Below are 18,238 nucleotides of genomic sequence, written 5' to 3' on the forward strand. Positions count from 1 at the left end.
AATGGTCAGAACTTGGGGATGCGCAGCGTCTTGCTGATCATCAGCGAGCCCGACAGCACGAACAGCAGCGACAGGGGATGCAGCTCGGCCGGGCCGATGGTCCACACCCCGCCGTACAGGTCGTCGCCCAGCCTGCCCTGCCATGCGCACACGGCCAGCACGCCGGTCAGCAGCACGCTGGAGGGGATCGGCGTGCCTTCGAAATACTTCACCTTGTCGCCGCCTTCGGACAGGCTCTCCGCCGTGACATTGAAGCGCGCCAGCCGGCTCACGCCGCAGCAGACGAAGTAGATCAGCGCCGCCAGATCCCAGCCGCCGCGCATGCCGGCGGCGAACGCCAGCGTGGCCGGACCGACGCCGAACGAGATGATGTCCGACAGCGAATCGAGCTCGCGCCCCAGCGCCGAATGCGCGTGCCGCCAGCGCGCGACGCGGCCGTCGACCACGTCGAAGAAGAAGGCCGCCGGGGCCAGCGCGGCGGCGATATAGAAATCCCTCAGATCCTGGCTGACCAGATAGAACATCGCGTAGAACACCGAACCCATGCCGCAGGCCGCGTTGGCCAGGGTAAAGACATCGGCCAGCGCGAGTTCGCGGATCATCGAGAAATGCCGGGGGCGTTCCTGGGAAATGGGCATGGCGATCGTCTCTTGTTATGGGTCGGTTGGCTCGGACAGCGAATCCTCGGTCCTGACACGCGAGGGCGCGGCGGCGCGGCGGCGTCGCGCGAGGCTCATCACAAGATACGCCACGATGGCCGCGTTCGCGATGGCAAGACCGATGTGGATGAAAGTCGGATGCGCAATCGCTTCGTAAAGTTCCACGGGGATATAGATGGCGCCCGACCATACGCCCAGCCAGCTGGCCCAGGCGCGCTGGTGCCACAGGCCATACGCCTCGGTGAGCCGCATGCCGGCGTACACCAGCGCCGAGGCGCCGATGGCCCACAGCCGCGGGTCATTGGGATGGGCGGCCAGGGACAGGAAGATGGTCGGATAGCGGCTGGCCGGATTGAGGTGGTAGCGGCTGACGATGGCTTCGGCGATGGCCTGCGCATCGCGGTGCAGCAGCGCGACCAGCCCCAGGCCGGCCACGATCACCAGCAGGCCCTTGGCCGCCTCGAACATCGCAATGCCCCGAAGCCCCTTGTCCGTGCCGGCCGCGCGCCCTGTCATCGTGTCTCCCCTTCGCGCCGTGGCGCCTCAGGCGCGATCGTAACGTACCGCGGCAGCGCCGGGACGCCGGCGCCGGCGTCGGCCGGCCGGCCGACGGACTTCGCGCCTCATGTCTCATACATGTACCGCCATGCAGGACGCCGGGCACCCGCGCCCCTAGGGAATAACCCGGCTCGATGCACCGCCGCAAACGCGGCGCGGCATACTGCTGCCAGCGGCCGCAGTCCTGCACCGCGACCACACGACAACGCCGGACGATCCGACATCGGACGATCCGGCCCGCCCATCCGGAGACACCATGCAACGACGTCATTTCATCCGCTTCGTCGCGGCCGCGGCCTGCACGGCCACCGCCCTCGGCCCGCTCGCCGCGACCGCGCAGGATTTTCCCAACCGCCCGATCCGGCTGATCGTGCCCTATGGCGCGGGCGGCGTGACCGACCAGGTCGCGCGCGCACTGGCCGACGCCGCCGGCCGCGAGCTGGGCCAGACCATCGTGGTCGAGAACAAGCCCGGCGTCAGCGGCACGCTGGGCGCCACGCAGATGGTCACCACCGAGCCGGACGGCTATACGCTGTCGATGGCGCCGGTCGTGATCTTCCGCCTGCCGCACGTGCAGAAGATGCGCTACGACCCGCTGAAGGACCTGACCTATATCTCGATGGTGGCGGACTACAACTTCGCCGTGGCGGTCAAGACCGATGCCAAGTGGCAGACCATGCAGGAGCTGATGGCCGACGCCAAGGCATCGAAGAAGGGCATCTCCTACGGCACCACCGGCATCTACGGCAGCCAGCACCTGACCATCTCGGAACTGGCGCGCGTGACGCAGTCGAACTGGACCCACGTGCCGTACAAGGGCGACGCCGAAGCGATCACCGCATTGCTGGGCGGCTCCACCGATGTCGCCGTGCTGTCGAACACCCTGCTGCCCTACGTGCAGAACGGGCAGCTGCGCGTGCTCGCCACGCTGTCTGAAAAGCGCGCGGCGGACTTCCCCAACGCCCCGACGCTCAAGGAGATCGGCTACAACGTCTGGTCCAACTCGCCCTTCGGCATCGTCGGCCCGGCCGGCATGAAGCCCGAGGTGGTCAAGCGGCTGGACGACGCCTTCCGCAATGCGCTGAAGGACCAGCGGCTGCTGAACGTGACCGGCCAGTTCGGCATGGTCACCAACTACATGGGCCCGCAGCAATACGACGCCTATGCGCAAAAAGCCTTCAAGAGCGAGGGCGAGATCATCAAGCGCCTGTCCGAGGCGATGAAGAACCAGTAAGGGTTGCCGCGGCGCAAAAGGAAAGGGCGGCCTTGCGGCCGCCCTTTTCCGTCCATGCGCGCAAGATCAGGCGAACATGCCGGCGCGGTTCTTGTCCGAGACCTGCTCGTTCAGCGTCCAGAAGTCGTACAGCACGCCCACCAGGAACAGGCCGCCGGTCAGCAGGTACAGCAGGCCGGTCAGCCATTTGCCCATGTACATGCGATGCAGGCCGAAGATGCCCAGGAACGTCAGCAGGATCCAGGCGATGTTGTAGTCCACGCGGCCCGATGCGAAGCGGCGATCGGCGGCGCGGTCCATGCCCGGGATCAGGAACAGGTCGATCAGCCAGCCCACGCCAAGCAGGCCGAGCGTGAAGAACCAGATCGTGCCGGTCACGGGCTTGCCGTAATAGAAGCGGTGCGAGCCCGTAAAGCCGAAAATCCACAACAGGTATCCAATGACTTTGCTGTGCGTATCCTGCAGTTGCATCTTGGTGGCCTCTAGTCGAATGATTGCGTGATGATGCCATACGCGCCGGCGGCATCCGCCCGAACGGGGGCAGGACAAATTTTCTTCCCACCGCAAAAAAACGGCGTTATACTTGCGCCCCTCGCGACGCAAAACAGCGCGTCAGCGCGAGACAGTTTTAGTCCCCTTCGTCTAGAGGCCTAGGACATCACCCTTTCACGGTGAGTACAGGGGTTCGAATCCCCTAGGGGACGCCAGATATCTGAGCGTGATGCACGTTCAGTCGCTGACCCGGCAGCCAAGCCGGGCGGCAAGCCGACAAGGAGTGGTAGTTCAGTCGGTTAGAATACCGGCCTGTCACGCCGGGGGTCGCGGGTTCGAGTCCCGTCCACTCCGCCAAATAGGAAAGCCTGCGCAAGCAGGCTTTTTTATTTGGCGGAGTGGAGTGAGCCGCCTGCGCGGCTCACGCGCGGGGCGAGAAGGGATTCGCTTGCAAGCGAATCCGCGGCCTGCGGCACGTAGGCGAGTCCCGTCCACTCCGCCAAATAGGAAAGCCTGCGCGAGCAGGCTTTTTTATTTGGCCGAGTGGAGTGAGCCGCCTGCGCGGCTCACGCACGCGACGAGAAGGGATTCGCTTGCAAGCGAATCCGCGGCCTGCGGCACGTAGGCCGGACCAAACGGCATTGGCGGACCGCCACGAAAGTCCCCGGTGTATCCTTAGCGAAAATACCATCAGGTTAAAGCGCCATGACACCGGAAGAATCGGCCCCCGAAGGCCACGCCGGGACGCCCCCAGCAACCGCCTCCTCCCAGCCCCGTCAACTGATCCAGTCCGACGTTACCCAACTGACCTACCAGGCCCTGGTCGCCGCCGTCGAGGACTACGCCATCTTCACGCTGGATGCCAACGGCTATATCAGCAGTTGGAACCTGGGCGCCAGCAAGATGAAGGGCTATGCCGAGCACGAAATCATCGGCGAGCACTTCTCGCGCTTTTATACGCCAACCGCGGTGGAGAGCGGCTGGCCGGACTACGAGCTGCGCGTCGCCGCCGCGCAGGGCCGCTTCGAGGACGAAGGCTGGCGCGTGCGCAAGGACGGCTCGCATTTCTGGGCCAACGTCATCATCACCGCGCTGCGCAACGACGCCGGCGAGCTGATCGGCTTCCTGAAGATCACCCGCGACCTGACGGAGCGGCGCCGCGCCGAATATGCGCTGCGCCAGAGCGAGGAAGTCCTCCGCCTGCTGGTGGAAGGCGTCAAGGACTACGCCATCTTCATGCTCGACCCGGCCGGCAACGTGATGAGCTGGAACGCCGGCGCGGCCTCCATCAAGGGTTACCCGCGGGACGAGGTGATAGGCCGCCCCGCGTCGATCTTCTACACGGCGGAAGACGTGGCGGCCGGACGGCCGGCGCGCGAACTGGCCGTGGCCCGCGAAACGGGCCGCATGGAGTACGAGGGCTGGCGCGTCAGGAAGGACGGCACGCTGTTCTGGGCCAGCGTTACCATTACCGCGGTGTACGACGACGCCAACGAACTGCGCGGGTTTGCCAAGGTGACGCGCGACATGAGCGAGCGCAAGCGGCTCGTCGAGTTGGAGGAGTCCAGCCAGCGCATGAGCGAATTCCTCGCCACCCTGTCGCACGAGTTGCGCAATCCCCTCGCGCCGGTGCGCAACGCGATCAACACGCTGCGGCTGGAGCCGGCGCTGAGCACCACCATGGCCTATTGCCGGGACGTGATCGACCGGCAGATCGGCCACCTGACGCGGCTGGTCGACGATCTGCTCGACGTGGGCCGCATCACCTCCGGCAAGATCGAATTGCGGCTGGCCTCCGTCGAGGTGGCCGAGTTCGTGATGCGCGGCATCGAAGCCGCGCATGTCGCCATCCAGAGCCGCGAGCAGGAGGTGGAGGTAGACCTGCCACCCGGACCCATCCAGTTGCGCGGGGATATGACACGGCTCGTGCAGGTGGTGCAGAACCTGCTGCAGAACGCTTCCAAGTTCTCGCCGGTAGGCAGCACCATCCTGATCCGCGGCGTGGTGGAGGAGCGGGCCGTGCTGCTCCATGTGACCGACCACGGCCGCGGCATCTCGCACAACGCGCTGGATTCCATCTTCAATCTCTTCGTCCAGGAGCGGCGCTGGCAGGACCCCGGCGAAGGCGGCCTGGGTATCGGCCTGTCGCTGTGCCGCTCGCTGGTGGAGCTGCATGGCGGCAGCATCTCCGCGCACAGCGCGGGGCCCGGCCACGGCAGCACGTTTACGGTCCGCCTGCCGCTGCCCCTGGCCACGCGAACCGGCATGCACGCGGGCTCCAAGGCCGGCGCACGGGAGCCCATTTCGATGTTGAACGTACTGGTGGTGGACGACAACCGCGACTCCGCGGACAGCCTGGGCATGCTGCTGGAGCTCAAGGGCCATCAGGTGCGGATCGCCTACGACGGCGAGGCAGCGCTGGACATCGCCAGCGACTTCGTCCCCCATGTCGCGCTGATCGACCTTGCCATGCCTATCATCGACGGCTTCGCGGTGATGCGATCGCTGCGGGCGAAGCCGCGCCTGTCCGACACCCTGTTCGCCGCGATGACAGGCTTCGGCCAACAGGGCGACCTGGAGCGCACCCGCCAGGCGGGTTTCCATTGCCATCTGGTCAAGCCGCTCGACCTGCCCGCGCTGGAAGCGGTGCTCGCGCGCGCGCAGTCTGGCGACATGCCCAAATAGCGCCCGCGCACAGCGGACGGCAGGCGCGCAGCGGCTCCGCTAGCGGCGCGCGCCGAGCGGGCCCGCCCCGGCGGCATCCATTGCCGCATCCAACAGCACCGCGTCCCGCTCCCGCACCGGGCCAGTGTCCCGTTCCGCGCGCCGTGGCGCCTCGTCGGCAGGGCAGAACATGGCCTCGGCGATTTCCTGCGATCGCATCGACAAGACCGACAGCAGCGTGTCGCTCAACCCATGGCTGTCCTCGCACGAGCCTTGCAGGAAGATCTGCGGCAGGCACAGCGCCGAGGTATGCAGGCGGTAGTGCCGGTCCACATGGAACGCGCCGGAGAGCAGCGGCGCGAGCGGCGCCAGCACCCGCTCGTGCGCATCGCGGCAGTATCCGGTGGCCAGCACCACCATGTCGAACACATGGCGCTCGATGCCACCACCGGTGCGCTCGCGCAGCGCGCAGGCAATGCCGTCGTCCTGCGCGGCCGCCTGGTCCACCTCCCGCATGGTCAGCAGCGCGTGCCGCGCTTCACCCGTGACCTTCTGCTGGTAGAACAGCTGGTAGATGCGCTCGATCAGGTCCAGGTCCACCACCGAATAGTTCGTATTGCGGTATTCGCGCAGCAGCTGGCGGCGCTGGTCCAGCGGCCGTCCATAGATGTAGTCGGTGAAACCGGGGCTGAAGATCTCGTTGACGAAGGGGCTGTCGTCCGACGGCTTGAGCGCCCCGCCGCGCATCACCAGCGACACCTGCGAGCCGGGGAAACGGCGCACCAGGTCCATGAAGACCTCGGCGGCGCTCTGGCCCCCTCCCACCACGGCGATCCGCCGCGGCGCGCTGCCGGCATCGATAGACGCGACCCGGTCCAGATAGCCCGAGGAATGCAGCACGCGCGGATCGCGCCATCCCGCGAAGGCCGGCGGCACCTGCGGCTCGCCGCCGACGCCGATCACCAGGTTGCGGGCCATGCGTTCGTGGCTGCGCCCGTGCGCGTCGCGCGAGCGCACCCGCAGCCGGCGCACCACGCCATCGGCCGGCTCCGGCAATACTTCGGTCACTTCCTCGCCGTAATGGCAGCGGTCCACAAAATGCGACGCGACCCATGACAGATAGTCGTTGAATTCCAGACGGCTCGGAAAAAATGTCTTCAGATTGATAAATGCCTCGAGGCGGCCCTTGCTATGAAGGTAATTGATAAACGTGTACGCGCTCTTCGGATTGCGCAGCGTGGCCAGATCCTTCAGGAAGGAAATCTGCATATCGGTGTCTTCCAGCAGCATGCCGCCATGCCAGACGAACCCGGGCTTGCGCTCGATAAACGCGAACGTGGGACGGGGCGACGCGGGGCGCGCGCCACTGCGTTCTTCCATCGCCACTGCCAGCGCGAGGTTGGAGGGCCCGAATCCGATGCCAAGAAAGTCGTATTCCAAAGCGCTGCTGTTCATCTGTGCCTCGTGCTTGCGGTTGGATTCCGTTGGAGCGGCGACGCCGTGGCGCGCAGCCAGCCATGCCCGTCGTTTCGCGGGAATTCCCCTGTGACGAACCGGCAGCCGCAATATTTAGCCGGCCGCGGCCATTACCTTGTTGGCCATCGCAAATCATTAAATTCGCCCCACCGCCATTCGTCCTCCGGATATATCCCAACCGGAAGACCACCATGAGCCTCGACAGCGACACGATCCAGTTTCACGTTGTCATCAACCCGGAACAGCAGTATTCGATCTGGCCGGCCTACCGCGATATTCCCGCCGGCTGGCAGACCGTCGGTGTCAGCGGCACGCGCGCGCAGTGCCTGGCATATATCGACGCCAACTGGACGGATATGCGTCCGGCGAGCCTGCGCGCCCATCTGGATGGCGGCGCGGGCAACGACGCGAGCGCGGTCCGCGCGCAATGAGCGCGTCCGCGCCGATGACGCTGTGGTGCCTGCCGAACGCGGGCGCGGGCGCGGCGGCCTACGCGCGCTGGCGCCGGCTCGCCCCGCCCGGCCTCATGGTGGAAGCCATGGAGCTGCCAGGGCGCGGCACGCGCATGCGCGAACCGCTGCTGGTGTCGTTCGACGCGCTGTGTGACGACCTCGAACACCGGCTGCGCCAATGGCTCTCGCGTGGCGGCGCCTATGCGCTGTTCGGCCACAGCATGGGCGCCCTGCTGGCCTTCGAGCTGGCGCAGCGGCTGCGCTCGCACCGCTGCCCGCCGCGCGCGCTGCTGGTGTCGGGCTCGCCCGCGCCGCGGCTGCGCGATCCCGCCCGCTTCGCGGAACCGCTCGATGACCGGACCCTGGCGCGGCATTTGCGGGAGCTCGGGGGCACGCCCGCCGAGTTGATGGACAACGCCGAGATGATGCAGTTGACCCTGCCGGTGCTGCGCGCGGATTTTCAGGTATGCGGCAGCTATCGGCACCGTGCGCGCGCGCCGCTGGACTGCGCGGTCCACGCCTTCGGAGGCCGGACCGACCGCGCCGTCGGCGACACGGTGGCCGGCTGGCGGCAGGAGGCGGGCGGCGCCTTCACGCTCGACTGGTATGACGGCGGCCACTTCTTCCTGCACGATCATGCGGGACCCATGCTGTCCCGCATCGCCGCGCTGCTGTCGGGCGCCGCAAACACGGCAGCCGCCCCGGCCGCGCAAGATCCGGAGGTATCGGCATGCCCGCCGTAAGGCTCGCGCCGGCAGCAATGCGGCCGCTCGCGGTGCCCGCCGCCATCGCTCAGGCGGGCGTCGAACTGTGGCGCGTGACGGTGCCGCTCGAACGGGAGCCGGACCACGCGCAATTGGCCGCGCTCGACGAGCCCGAGCGCCTTCGCGTCGGCGCGTACCGGCAGCGTGCCGACCGCGCCCGCTTCGCCGCCGTACGTGGCGCCTTGCGGCGGCGGCTGGGCGTGCGCCTGGGCATGGCGCCCGCGTCGGTGCCGCTCGGCATCGACGCGCACGGCAAACCCGCCCTCCGCCTGCCCGGACCGCAGTTGGTCTTCAACGTGTCGCACAGTGACGACGCGGGCCTGATCGCGCTCGCGCCCGCGCGCCAGGTCGCGGACATCGGCGTGGACATCGAACGCTGCCGCCCGGTCGATGCGCTGGCACTGGCGGCCACCGCGTTTTCGCGGCCCGAATGCGCGTGGCTCGACGCCTGCGACGACGACGAGCGGCTGGATCGCTTCTACGCGCTGTGGACCGCCCGCGAAGCGCTTGCCAAGGCGACCGGGCTGGGCATCGCCGAGCCGGCATGGCGCGAGGCGGTCTTCGTCACCTGCCGCTGCGGCGCCTGGCATGTGCGCACGCCGCGCGGCGACCTGCCCGCCCGCACCGATGCGGGCAACGCTTGGCGCACCGACGCGGCCACCGTGCTGACCTTGCCGCTGGAGCCGGACCAGCCTTACCGCGCGGCGCTGGCCGTGGTCCGCGCCCGCGCACCCCGGACGGCGCTGCCGGCCAGCGCCGGAGTGCTTGCGCCCACCCTTCCCCCGATGGTTTCCGACGCGAGAATCGCATGACCGACCTGTCCCTGCCCGACCGCCAGACCCTGATGCGGTCCGAACTGCCGCACGTGATCGACGCCCCTGCGCCCGGAACGCCTTTGATCGAGGCGTTGCCCGGCCTGCGCGAGCAGATCGACGCCCGCCTGCTGACGACCGGCGCCGTGCTGTTCCGCGGCTTCGGCGTCGATGGCGCCGCCGGCTTTCGCGCATTCGCCGCGGCCTTCGGCCATCCGCTGCTCAACTACGAGTTCGGCTCCACCCCGCGCAGCAAGGTGACGCAGGGCGTCTACACCTCCACCGAATATCCTGCCCACCAGTCCATTCCGCTGCACAACGAGCAGGCGTACACACGCGAGTGGCCGATGAAAATCTGGTTCTATTGCGAGATCGCCGCGCCCAAGGGCGGCGAAACGCCGATCGCCGACAGCCGCGCCATCTACCGCGCGGTCGACCCCGCCACGCGCGAGCGCTTCGCCAGCCGCGGGCTGATGTACGTGCGCAACTACGGCAACGGGCTCGATGTGCCGTGGCAACAGGTGTTCAACACCGACGAGCGCGCGCAGGTCGAGGCCTACTGCGCGCGGCACGGCATCGACTACGAGTGGAAGGACGACGGTGAACTGCGCACGCGCCAGCGCGTGCAGGGCGTGGCAACCCATCCGGTCACCGGCGAGGCGGTCTGGTTCAACCAGGCCCACCTGTTCCACGTCTCCGGCCTTGCGCCCGAGATGCGCGAGGTGCTGCTCGACGCCGTCGGCGAGGAAGACCTGCCGCGCAACGTCTGCTACGGCGATGGCGCACCGATTCCCGATGCCGAACTCGATGCGGTGCGTGCGGTCCTCGACGAACAGAAGGTCGTGTTTCCCTGGCTGCAGGGCGACATCCTGATGCTCGACAACATGCTGACCGCCCACGCCCGCGAGCCCTTCAGCGGCCCGCGCAAGGTGGTGGTGGCGATGGCGCAGGGGCATGGGTCGGGGGATTTGGGCTAGGGCCCAACCACACCCTATTGCTGGCAGCCCGGCAGCTGCCCCGGCCTCTTCGACAACGCCTGCAATCCCTCGCGGGCCCTGCCGGCCCGCCTGTCACCCCTCCCTTTGCGGGTTGCCTACCGATACCCCTGTCTTCATACTCGCGTGCGCGCGTCGTCCGGCCGGCTTCGGTCTGGAGCGCGCGCAACAAAAACAATGACACGAGCCGGGCGACGGCAGCGGATACGCTGCGTCCCGGCAAGACAGGGAAATCGACGGGATGAATACAAGACTTGTTCTGGCCGGCCTGACGGCGGCCATGCTCGCGGCCTGTGGTGGCGGCGACGACTCGGCGCAGGCGCCGGCACCGGCTCCTGCCACGCCAGTCGTCACGACGAATATCAGCGGCACCGCCGCCGTGGGCGTCGCGCTGGCCAATGCCACCGTGCAAGCGACGTGCGCAGTGGGCAGCGGCACCGCTACCACCGCCGCTGACGGCACCTTCACGGTTGGCATTGCCAACGCCACGCGCCCCTGCGTGCTGAGCGTGCCGGCACCGGGGGGCGTGATGCTGCATTCCGTCGTCGAAGGTGGCACGGATCTGAACGCCGTTGCCAACATCACGCCGTTTACCGAGCTGATGATGGCGTCGATGGTCAAGGGCGACACGACGGCGTTCTTCAAGCAGTTCGGCACCGCCCCCGACAACACCGTCACGCCGGCGAACATCGCGGCAGCCATCCAGGCATTGCGGGACGTGCTGAACGGGCTGGTGGACCTGAACGGCGTCGATCCCATCAAGGACCCGCTGCAGGCGGCGTACGGCAATACGGCCGGCAATGCACTGGACAAGAAGCTCGATGCGCTGATGGCCCTGCTCGCCGCATCGAAGACCACGCTGGCGGAACTGTCCGCGGCCATCGCCGTGAACGCCGGCCCGACCGCGATCCAGACGGCGCTCAAGCCGGCCTCCGCAAGCTGCGCGGGGCTGCGCTCGGGTAACTATCGCGGTGTCCTGCAAGCGCCGATCGACGTGAGTCCCATGCTGACGATCGATGCGGAGGCCATGACGGCGACGTCCCCCCTCGATCCGGGCACGCCCCTGCCGATCACGGCCGACCCGTCGCAAGCGTGCCGCTTCGCCGTGACCGGCGGGACGTTGCTGATGGCCAAATCGGGCCTCGGCGTGCTGCTGGCACCCTCGGGACCGACATCGCCCCCCGCCTTCCTCGTACCCGCGCAAACCATCCCCTTGAGCGAAATGACCGGCAACTGGAACGGCCTCGGCTTCCAGATCGACATGGGGACGTACGAGTTGGGTCCGCGCCGCCTGACGATGACCATTGATGCCACGGGCAAGGTCACGGCCGGCGCCGACTGCAACAGCCTGGGATGCAAGGACTGGGACGAGGACGGCCGCCCGGTGGTCACCGCCAACGCCGATGGCAGCTTCGACCTGACCAACTGGCAGGGCACGCAGCGCGCCTACGCGTTCAAGGGCACCGATGGCCAGCTGAGCGCGTTCATCGTCAGCCCGATCGGCATCATCGTGGCCACCAAACAGGCACCCGCCACGCTGCCGGCACTCGGTTCGACCAACGCATACTGGGACATGACCTTGTCGGCATCGAACGGCATTTCGCCGCTGGAATCGTTCTCCACCAACATCGTGGGCGTCGATGCGCAAGCAGGAACCTACACCCGCAAGCGAGACGACGGACGGATCGATAGCTGGAAGATCAACTCGCCCGTTACCGGCCTGCGCTATCGGGCTCTGAGTGACGCCGCGGCCGAGACCATCTCGATGAGTCTGGGCAATTCCGGCCTGACCGTCGCGGTAGGAGCGAATCCGGCCAACCAGTATTTCGGCGTCTCGGTCACGCGGCCCCAACCGAACTAGGCGCCACGCCTTCCGGCGCCGCGCTGCTTCGCACCCGCACGGCGGGCCGGCGCGGCGGATCGGCAAGCCGGAGTGAACCCGCCGCCTTCGCTGCAACGCCCGTAGCGAAGGCGGCGGGTTTTTACTTTTGGGGCCGGCAATTCGTGCGATCCGCCGCAGGCTGCGCTTTGCTTGCGCTGGCCATCGGCAGCGGTTTACTTTGACCCCCGGCGCGCCTTAAATGGTCCGCACCAGCGTCCTCCGCCGATCCCCACCGCCCTCCTCCCTTCGTCGCCGTAACGTTGCCAAGCCTTGCCCGTGCCGGCCATCGCCCACGGGCGCCACGGCATCCCGCCTCGGGGGCCGCGCTTCCAGGACGGCCAGTCGAGCACGCTGATCCAACCGCGTGAGGTGCGCCATGACGACTGTGACGAAGCAGACCATCGACGACTGGAAGGCAACGTTGCGAGGCACCGTGTTCCAGCCCGGCGACGACGGCTACGAGCAAGCCCGACGAATCTGGAACGCCACCGTGGACCGCCACCCGGCCTTGATCGTGCGCTGCGCGGGCGTGGCCGATATCGTGGCCGCGCTGCGCTTTGCGCAGGGCAACGGGCTGCGGCTGGCCGTGCGCGGCGGCGGCCACAACATCGCCGGCACCGCGCTGTGCGACGACGGATTGGTGATCGACCTGTCGGCCATGCGCTCGGTACGAGTCGATCCGGCATCACGCATGGCGTGGGTGGAGCCCGGCGCCCTGCTGGCGGACCTCGATCACGAGACCCAGGCCTTCGGCCTTGCCGTGCCCCTGGGCATCAATTCCACCACCGGCGTGGCGGGCCTGACACTGGGCGGTGGGTTCGGGTGGCTCAGCCGCAAGCTGGGTACGACGGTGGACAGCCTGGTCGCCGCCGAGATCGTGACCGCCGACGGCGCCTGGCACCGGGTGGATGCCGACAACGAGCCGGAGCTGTTCTGGGCCATCCGCGGCGGCGGCGGCAACTTCGGCATCGTGACGCTGTTCCAGTTCGCGCTGCATGCGGTGGGACCGGAAATCTATGGCGGGCTGGTTATCTATCCGCTGGAACAGGCGGCCGAAGTGCTGCCGCGCTATCGGGCATTCATCGACGCCGCGCCGGACGACGTGACGGTGTGGGCCGTGCTGCGCCTGGCCCCGCCCCTGCCGTTCCTGCCGCCCGAGGTGCATGGCAAACCGGTCATCGCGCTCGCATCGTGCTATGCGGGCGACCCGGCCAACGGCGCGCAGGCACTCGATCCAATCCGCCATTTCGCCAAGCCGCATGGGGAGCATCTTGGCCCGATGCCCTATACCGCGTGGCAGAAGGCGTTCGATCCGCTGCTGACGCCCGGCGGCCGCAACTACTGGAAGTCGCACAATTTCGCGCGGCTCGACGACGGGCTGTTTCGCGTCGTGGCCGACGCCATCGCCTCGCCGCCTTCGCCGGAGTGCGAGATATTCATCGGCGCGCTGGGAGGCCAGGTGGGGCGCGTGGCGCGCGACGCCACCGCCTATGCGCATCGCGACGCCAACTTCGTAATGAACATCCACGGGCGCTGGGCCGATGCAGCCGACGATCAGCGCTGCATCGCATGGACGCGCGGCATGTTCGACGCGCTGTCGCCGTTCGCGCTGGGCACCGTGTACGTCAACTTCCTGACCGAGGATGAGGGCGCCCGGGTCAATGCCGCGTATGGCGAGAATTACGGCCGGCTGGCCGAAGTCAAGCGCCGGTACGACCCGGACAACCGCTTCTGCGGCAACCAGAACATCCGGCCCGCATCGGCGGCCGGGGCCACGGCGTGATGCCAAGGCGCGAGAGTCCGCCGCGTCAGGCCACGGCAGATACCGTGGCCGGCGCCGGCGCAGCGCTCTTGGGTTCTCCCGGCGTGGCAATCCACGGGGCGAAGCCGCTTCCGGCCTCATGTGAAAAGGGCCTGATCGCGGCGGAGTCCACGACCGCCATCGCGTCCGCTGGCACGTTGGCGCCGAGGTCGGTGACCGGGGCACTGCCGGCCTGCCCGGATGGAAGAGGATCGGCGGCATCGGGCTCGGCCGCCGGGCCGCTGACGCGTGGCACGCTGTCCGCGGACGGGCCAAGGGCGGTGCTCGCGAGGCGAGCGCCCGCGAGGTCCGCGCTGGTGACGAGCGCACCGTTGATGGTCGCGCCGCGCAGATCCGTTCCCGTCAACGTCGCGCCATGGAACATCGCACCGTCGAGGATCGCACCCGCGAGATTCGCGTCCGCCAGGCTGATGTAGCGGAAGTCGAAGCCGTGCAGGTCTTGTCCCGCCAGGTCCACGCCGTACAGGTCGTGCGGAAGATGCGGAGGATACTTTTCGTCCAGCGCCGCATGCCGTTCGGCCGGCGTGGGGAATGTTCTGGCATACGCCACGGCTTGCCGGAGGCGGCGCCGATCCTGCTCCTCCATCCCCGGAATGCCCCGCGTCAATGGAGGCTTGCGCAGCGATGCCAGCGCCGTCCTGTCGAGCCGCGCGCCGGCGAGGGTCCGCCAGCCGAGACGGACGCGTGCCAGATCCGCTTGGTGCAGTTCCGCCTTGCGCAGCGTGGCGCATTGCAGATTGGCTTGCAGCAGGCACGCGCCCTTCAGGTTCGCCCCTGCGAGATCGGCGGCCCCGAAGTCGAGCCCGCGCAGGTTCAGGCCGTGCAGGTCCGCACCGCGCAGATCGACGCCGGCACGGATCAGCCTGCGCAGGTGCGCGCCATCGCAGGCCTGCCCCCGCTGCGGCGTCCATTGAACCCTGGTGCCGCGCACGTCCACACGCTGCCCGATCAGCGCCAGCAGGTCCGGCAATGCAAGCGTGGCACCCTCCAGCCGGGCCCCGTGCAGCCTGGCTCCGGTCAATGCGGTGCCTGTCAGATCCAGGCCACGCAGGTCGGCCTTGCGCAGATCGGCGCCGCGCAGGTCGGCATCGTGCAGCCGGGCGCCGGCGAGTATCGCTTCCCGCAGCCGCGCCCCGCGCAGCGCGGCGCCTCGCAGGTCGGCGCGCCGCAGATCGGCGCGGTGCAGATCGGATTCATTGAGGATCGTGCGTTGCAGATTGCGCTCGCGCAGGTCGATGCCCGCGAGCCTGCCGCGGCGGAAGTTCTGTCCCTGGGCGTCGAACCGGTCCTGGCGGAACAGCAACTCGGCGCCGGATCGGTCGATGCCGCGCGTATGGAAGCGGGGGCGGTAAAGGGCCGCATCCTGCCCTTCGGAAAGCGGGGCGTTGAGGATGATGCGGTGGCGTGCCACCTCCTCGTGCAGCGCCGCGGCGCGCCGCCTGGACCATGCCGGGACCGGGCCCATGAAGGACGGTGCGCCGGTCCGGTCGACAGACTGCTCCAGATGCGCGCGCAGGCTGTCGCCGAATAGCGTGCGGACAAGCCATTGCCATGGCGTCTGCCGCGCGGCGTCGATGAACCGTGCGCGATCGGGAAGGAGTTCGACGTGGAAGGCGCGGCCCTCGATCACCAGGGTGGGAACATTGCCGGCGCGGATCGCGTCGCGCCACGCCGGCGCGGTGTCCGGGTCTTCGATGCTGCGGGTGAAGGCATGCCGCGTGGCGTACCGGAGGATGGGGGAGGACGAGACGATGTCGGGGGAGTTTCCGGACGGCATGGCAGGACGGTGTGGCGCGCTCGATGGCGCGGCATTGTCCAGTCATGGCTTTCTTTCGTCTTGCGAAAAAGTCACAGCCTGACATATTTGCCGCTTCGGAACCGAAGCCGCGTCCTGGCGCCAGGGTCAGGCGAACAAGCCATGCAGGAACCAGCGGTACTCCCCGCCCTCTTCCCGCCCGGGGCGTTCTCGATAGACCCAGCAGCGCAGGCCATCGGCCCGTTCGGCGACAAAGTAGTCGCGCGTGGCCAGGCCCCCGTCCCACCATCCCGCCTCGATCCGCTCGGGCCGCGACAGCAAGGTCAAGGGGCCGCCATGGCAGGGCCGGTGACGCTGCACGGGCAAGGGCCGCGGCGGCTCCAGCAGCCATAGCGGGCGCTCGGGCTGGGTGCCGGCCGGGCCGGATGCCGGCGGCGCGGAGCGCGGCCGGGGTTCGTCGACCGCCTGCCATCGATTGGCGCATTCGGGACGATGATCCGGCACGGGCGTAGGCTGGAGCACGTTGTCCCGGCCCAGCCGGGCCACCAGCGTATCGAGCAGGCGGCCCAGTTCGGCGGGTCCGCCCCCGGGCTCGGGGAACAGCGACTCGCTTTGCGGCAGGCAGGCTTCGATGCCTTCGACCTCCAGCGCGAGGCCCGTCACGGGGGCGTCAAATTGCACCCGGTCGAGCTTTTCCTGCAGCAGTTTCGACAGGTGGGCGGCATCGCGGCTGGGTTGTGCGAGGCCGATCTGGACCGGGGTGGCCGCGATGTCCGCGCCCAACCGGTAGCGCTCGTGCTCCATCCTGAGCACGAAGCGCGTCACGCCCGCCTGCTGGACGGCGAGCCATCCGGCCAGCGCCAGCAGCAGGCGCTGGGCACCGGCCAGCACGCCGGCGGCGGACTCTATCCGGCCCGGCAGTTCCATGCGCTGCGCAAACGAGGGCGGCGCGACGAACCAGACGAAGCGCGCGGGGGCTTCGCCGCAGGCCTGGTCCAGCCGGGCGAGCAAGGCGGGACCAAGCCGGCGCTTCAGACCGGCGCGCGGCAGGCGCCGCACCTCGCCCACGGTGCGGCAGCCGATGCCATCGAGCCAGGCCGCATCGACCAGGCCATCGAGCATGGCCACCGGCATGCGATCGAGCAGGCGCACCATGCGCGCCTCGCGCACCGCCCGCCGCAGCGGCCGTTCCACGGCACCGCGCCGGTTCAGCCGCAGCGGCACCGCCGCCAGCCAGGCGGCACCATGCGCGGTGGTACCGCTGCCGATCTGCGGGAAGGCACCGAGCCCGCGCACACAGGCGTACACGGCGCGGCACAGCGCGCGGTGGCCGCCGAACAGGCGCAGGCTGGCCGTGACATCGAGCATCACGGTGGCCGCGTCGGCCTCGGCATCGCACGTGACATGCGGGGTGAAATGCAGCAGCGCCAGCGACAGCGCCGTCATCAGCCGCGCCTCGGCGGCGAGGTCGCGCTCCAGCTGCACCACCTCGGCGGACAGCGCCTGCACGCCGCCGCGCCGCATGCCGGCCCGCACGCCCAGCGCCATCGCCGCACGGTTTGCCAGCACCACGCGCTCGTGCTCCAGCACCACCACGGGCACGGCATGGCGCAGCATGCCGGATACCGCCGCCGACCCCGCCCCGCCGCCGCCCGCCTCAGGCCAGCTCGGCTGCAGCGCGTCCAGCGACAGGCGCGGCAGATGCACCGCGATCCAGTACGGCATGGTCGTGCCCTCCCTCGACAACAGGGGTAGCAGGAACGGATGGAGTGGCCGGCACAGTGGCCGGCCGGGCGCGTCCCGGCACGGCCGGCATCTCGTCCAGCGGCAGCACCAGCGGCGTCTCGCGCACGGGGCCGCGCCGCTTGTGGAAGGTAATGGACAGGGCATTGCCGGGCACCGGCGACAGCAGCAGGCGCAGCACCGCCGGCGAGGATTCGCGCAGCGCGGTGGCCGGCCGCGAGACCCATACCGCCGCCTCGCTGGCCTGGGCCAGCACCTGCAGCCGCCTGACCGCCTCGGGCCGCGCGCCGGGCAGCCACACCAGCACGCCGCCGAAGGCCTGGCTGCGCAGCACCTGTTCGGCGGCCCACAGGATATCGGCCTGGGCCTGGCGCGCGGTACGGGCCGCGGCCGGGCTTCCGGACTGCCCCGCGCGCACCCAGTACACCTGCGGCGCCGGCAAACCCCAGGTGGCCAGCCCCATCGCGTTGGGCGCATAAGGCGGCCCGACCAGCACCAGCCGGCGTCCGTCCCGCGCCAGCGCCCGCAGCGCCGGACGCAGCAGGCGCACCTCGCCCATCCCGCTGTCGGCGTGCAGCAGCTCGGTCAGCGCGCCAACGGGCCAGCCGCCACCGGGCAGTTCCGCCGACAGTGCGTCATAGCCGGTGGGCAGCACGGGCAGGTTGGCCGCCTGACCAAGCTGCCCGGCGCGCCACAGGCCGGGATAGCGTTGTTCCAGTTCGGTCAGCGCCTCCTGCCGGTCCGCCGGGGACAGGGGCGAAGAACGCCGGGCGCCCTCGTCCAATGCCGGGGCGGCGTGCGGTTGCGCAGTCATGTGCTTTGTGTGCCTCGTCCTAAAAGGACAAGGTTTGATTTCCTGGTACTGTATGTTTATACAGTATTTCGGAAGAACACAATAGCTTGAAAAGCTGCGCGATTTCTGCCTGTGG

Annotated in this window: 15 protein-coding genes and 2 tRNA genes; 10 read left to right on the top strand and 7 right to left on the bottom strand. The window is 68.8% G+C overall.

Annotation, left to right across the window (positions count from 1 at the left end; all coding sequences use genetic code 11):
* Nucleotides 1-5: 5 nt before the first annotated feature.
* Nucleotides 6-638 carry a CDP-alcohol phosphatidyltransferase family protein gene (locus tag LDO27_RS18260; protein WP_222207453.1) on the bottom strand — a complete coding sequence of 211 codons (633 nt, stop codon included), beginning with the start codon at nucleotides 636-638 and terminating at the stop codon, nucleotides 6-8.
* A gap of 15 nt (nucleotides 639-653) precedes the next feature.
* Nucleotides 654-1,175 carry a DUF2127 domain-containing protein gene (locus LDO27_RS18265; protein ID WP_224043243.1) on the bottom strand — a complete coding sequence of 174 codons (522 nt, stop codon included), beginning with the start codon at nucleotides 1,173-1,175 and terminating at the stop codon, nucleotides 654-656.
* A 298-nt stretch (nucleotides 1,176-1,473) separates the two neighbouring features.
* Between LDO27_RS18265 and LDO27_RS18270 the strand changes: the two genes are divergently transcribed.
* Complete coding sequence (locus LDO27_RS18270) at nucleotides 1,474-2,451, top strand: tripartite tricarboxylate transporter substrate binding protein (RefSeq protein WP_222207450.1); 978 nt, start codon at nucleotides 1,474-1,476, stop codon at nucleotides 2,449-2,451.
* 66 nt (nucleotides 2,452-2,517) lie between these two features.
* Here LDO27_RS18270 and LDO27_RS18275 read toward each other — a convergent pair whose 3' ends face one another.
* Nucleotides 2,518-2,922, bottom strand: coding sequence for a TM2 domain-containing protein (locus LDO27_RS18275; RefSeq protein WP_222207448.1), 405 nt, complete (start codon nucleotides 2,920-2,922; stop codon nucleotides 2,518-2,520).
* A gap of 160 nt (nucleotides 2,923-3,082) precedes the next feature.
* Between LDO27_RS18275 and LDO27_RS18280 the strand changes: the two genes are divergently transcribed.
* The 3 genes from LDO27_RS18280 (at nucleotide 3,083) to LDO27_RS18290 (ending at nucleotide 5,628) form a co-directional block, all read left to right on the top strand.
* A tRNA-Glu gene (locus LDO27_RS18280) sits at nucleotides 3,083-3,158 on the top strand.
* A gap of 65 nt (nucleotides 3,159-3,223) precedes the next feature.
* A tRNA-Asp gene (locus tag LDO27_RS18285) sits at nucleotides 3,224-3,300 on the top strand.
* Between the two features lie 348 nt (nucleotides 3,301-3,648).
* Nucleotides 3,649-5,628, top strand: coding sequence for a hybrid sensor histidine kinase/response regulator (locus LDO27_RS18290; RefSeq protein ID WP_224043244.1), 1,980 nt, complete (start codon nucleotides 3,649-3,651; stop codon nucleotides 5,626-5,628).
* Nucleotides 5,629-5,667: 39 nt separating this feature from the next.
* Here LDO27_RS18290 and LDO27_RS18295 read toward each other — a convergent pair whose 3' ends face one another.
* Nucleotides 5,668-7,062, bottom strand: coding sequence for a lysine N(6)-hydroxylase/L-ornithine N(5)-oxygenase family protein (locus tag LDO27_RS18295; RefSeq protein WP_224043246.1), 1,395 nt, complete (start codon nucleotides 7,060-7,062; stop codon nucleotides 5,668-5,670).
* A gap of 212 nt (nucleotides 7,063-7,274) precedes the next feature.
* Here LDO27_RS18295 and LDO27_RS18300 point away from each other — a divergent pair, with 212 nt between their 5' ends.
* From LDO27_RS18300 to LDO27_RS18325, 6 genes are all read left to right on the top strand, one after another.
* Nucleotides 7,275-7,514: an MbtH family protein gene (locus LDO27_RS18300; RefSeq protein WP_222207441.1), complete on the top strand. Its 240-nt coding sequence runs from the start codon at nucleotides 7,275-7,277 to the stop codon at nucleotides 7,512-7,514.
* Nucleotides 7,511-8,278: a thioesterase II family protein gene (locus LDO27_RS18305; protein ID WP_224043248.1), complete on the top strand. Its 768-nt coding sequence runs from the start codon at nucleotides 7,511-7,513 to the stop codon at nucleotides 8,276-8,278. Before LDO27_RS18300 ends, LDO27_RS18305 begins: the two co-directional genes overlap by 4 nt.
* 17 nt (nucleotides 8,279-8,295) lie before the next feature.
* Complete coding sequence (locus LDO27_RS18310; protein WP_224043253.1) at nucleotides 8,296-9,111, top strand: 4'-phosphopantetheinyl transferase family protein; 816 nt, start codon at nucleotides 8,296-8,298, stop codon at nucleotides 9,109-9,111.
* The gene (locus LDO27_RS18315; RefSeq protein ID WP_224043255.1) at nucleotides 9,108-10,088 is read left to right on the top strand and encodes a TauD/TfdA family dioxygenase; all 981 of its coding nucleotides are present in this window, start codon (nucleotides 9,108-9,110) and stop codon (nucleotides 10,086-10,088) included. The genes LDO27_RS18310 and LDO27_RS18315 overlap by 4 nt, the downstream gene beginning before the upstream one ends.
* 259 nt (nucleotides 10,089-10,347) lie before the next feature.
* Entirely contained in the window at nucleotides 10,348-11,967 is a 1,620-nt protein-coding gene (locus tag LDO27_RS18320) for a hypothetical protein (RefSeq protein WP_224043256.1), read from the top strand.
* 397 nt (nucleotides 11,968-12,364) lie between these two features.
* A complete protein-coding gene (locus LDO27_RS18325; protein WP_224043258.1) occupies nucleotides 12,365-13,771 on the top strand; it encodes an FAD-binding oxidoreductase in 1,407 nt (468 codons plus the stop codon).
* Between the two features lie 25 nt (nucleotides 13,772-13,796).
* On the opposite strand, the gene LDO27_RS18330 is transcribed toward LDO27_RS18325, so the two are convergent.
* From LDO27_RS18330 to imuA, 3 genes are all read right to left on the bottom strand, one after another.
* Nucleotides 13,797-15,587, bottom strand: a complete 1,791-nt coding sequence (locus LDO27_RS18330) for a pentapeptide repeat-containing protein (protein ID WP_224043260.1) — start codon at nucleotides 15,585-15,587, stop codon at nucleotides 13,797-13,799.
* Nucleotides 15,588-15,713: 126 nt separating this feature from the next.
* Nucleotides 15,714-17,291 carry a Y-family DNA polymerase gene (locus LDO27_RS18335; RefSeq protein ID WP_224043262.1) on the bottom strand — a complete coding sequence of 526 codons (1,578 nt, stop codon included), beginning with the start codon at nucleotides 17,289-17,291 and terminating at the stop codon, nucleotides 15,714-15,716.
* The gene (imuA, locus tag LDO27_RS18340; protein WP_224043264.1) at nucleotides 17,224-18,123 is read right to left on the bottom strand and encodes a translesion DNA synthesis-associated protein ImuA; all 900 of its coding nucleotides are present in this window, start codon (nucleotides 18,121-18,123) and stop codon (nucleotides 17,224-17,226) included. The genes LDO27_RS18335 and imuA overlap by 68 nt, the downstream gene beginning before the upstream one ends.
* Nucleotides 18,124-18,238 lie beyond the last annotated feature (115 nt).

The sequence above is a fragment of the Cupriavidus respiraculi genome, assembly GCF_914271545.1.
Taxonomy (GTDB): Bacteria; Pseudomonadota; Gammaproteobacteria; order Burkholderiales; family Burkholderiaceae; genus Cupriavidus; species Cupriavidus respiraculi.

Coding starts and splice junctions, on each gene's coding strand:
- LDO27_RS18265 (WP_224043243.1), bottom strand. CDS start 1,175: ATGACAGGGCGCGCGGCCGGCACGGACAAGGGGCTTCGGGGCATTGCG.
- LDO27_RS18330 (WP_224043260.1), bottom strand. CDS start 15,587: ATGCCGTCCGGAAACTCCCCCGACATCGTCTCGTCCTCCCCCATCCTC.
- LDO27_RS18300 (WP_222207441.1), top strand. CDS start 7,275: ATGAGCCTCGACAGCGACACGATCCAGTTTCACGTTGTCATCAACCCG.
- imuA (WP_224043264.1), bottom strand. CDS start 18,123: ATGACTGCGCAACCGCACGCCGCCCCGGCATTGGACGAGGGCGCCCGG.
- LDO27_RS18315 (WP_224043255.1), top strand. CDS start 9,108: ATGACCGACCTGTCCCTGCCCGACCGCCAGACCCTGATGCGGTCCGAA.
- LDO27_RS18320 (WP_224043256.1), top strand. CDS start 10,348: ATGAATACAAGACTTGTTCTGGCCGGCCTGACGGCGGCCATGCTCGCG.
- LDO27_RS18260 (WP_222207453.1), bottom strand. CDS start 638: ATGCCCATTTCCCAGGAACGCCCCCGGCATTTCTCGATGATCCGCGAA.
- LDO27_RS18335 (WP_224043262.1), bottom strand. CDS start 17,291: ATGCCGTACTGGATCGCGGTGCATCTGCCGCGCCTGTCGCTGGACGCG.
- LDO27_RS18295 (WP_224043246.1), bottom strand. CDS start 7,062: ATGAACAGCAGCGCTTTGGAATACGACTTTCTTGGCATCGGATTCGGG.
- LDO27_RS18310 (WP_224043253.1), top strand. CDS start 8,296: ATGCGGCCGCTCGCGGTGCCCGCCGCCATCGCTCAGGCGGGCGTCGAA.
- LDO27_RS18305 (WP_224043248.1), top strand. CDS start 7,511: ATGAGCGCGTCCGCGCCGATGACGCTGTGGTGCCTGCCGAACGCGGGC.
- LDO27_RS18275 (WP_222207448.1), bottom strand. CDS start 2,922: ATGCAACTGCAGGATACGCACAGCAAAGTCATTGGATACCTGTTGTGG.
- LDO27_RS18325 (WP_224043258.1), top strand. CDS start 12,365: ATGACGACTGTGACGAAGCAGACCATCGACGACTGGAAGGCAACGTTG.
- LDO27_RS18290 (WP_224043244.1), top strand. CDS start 3,649: ATGACACCGGAAGAATCGGCCCCCGAAGGCCACGCCGGGACGCCCCCA.
- LDO27_RS18270 (WP_222207450.1), top strand. CDS start 1,474: ATGCAACGACGTCATTTCATCCGCTTCGTCGCGGCCGCGGCCTGCACG.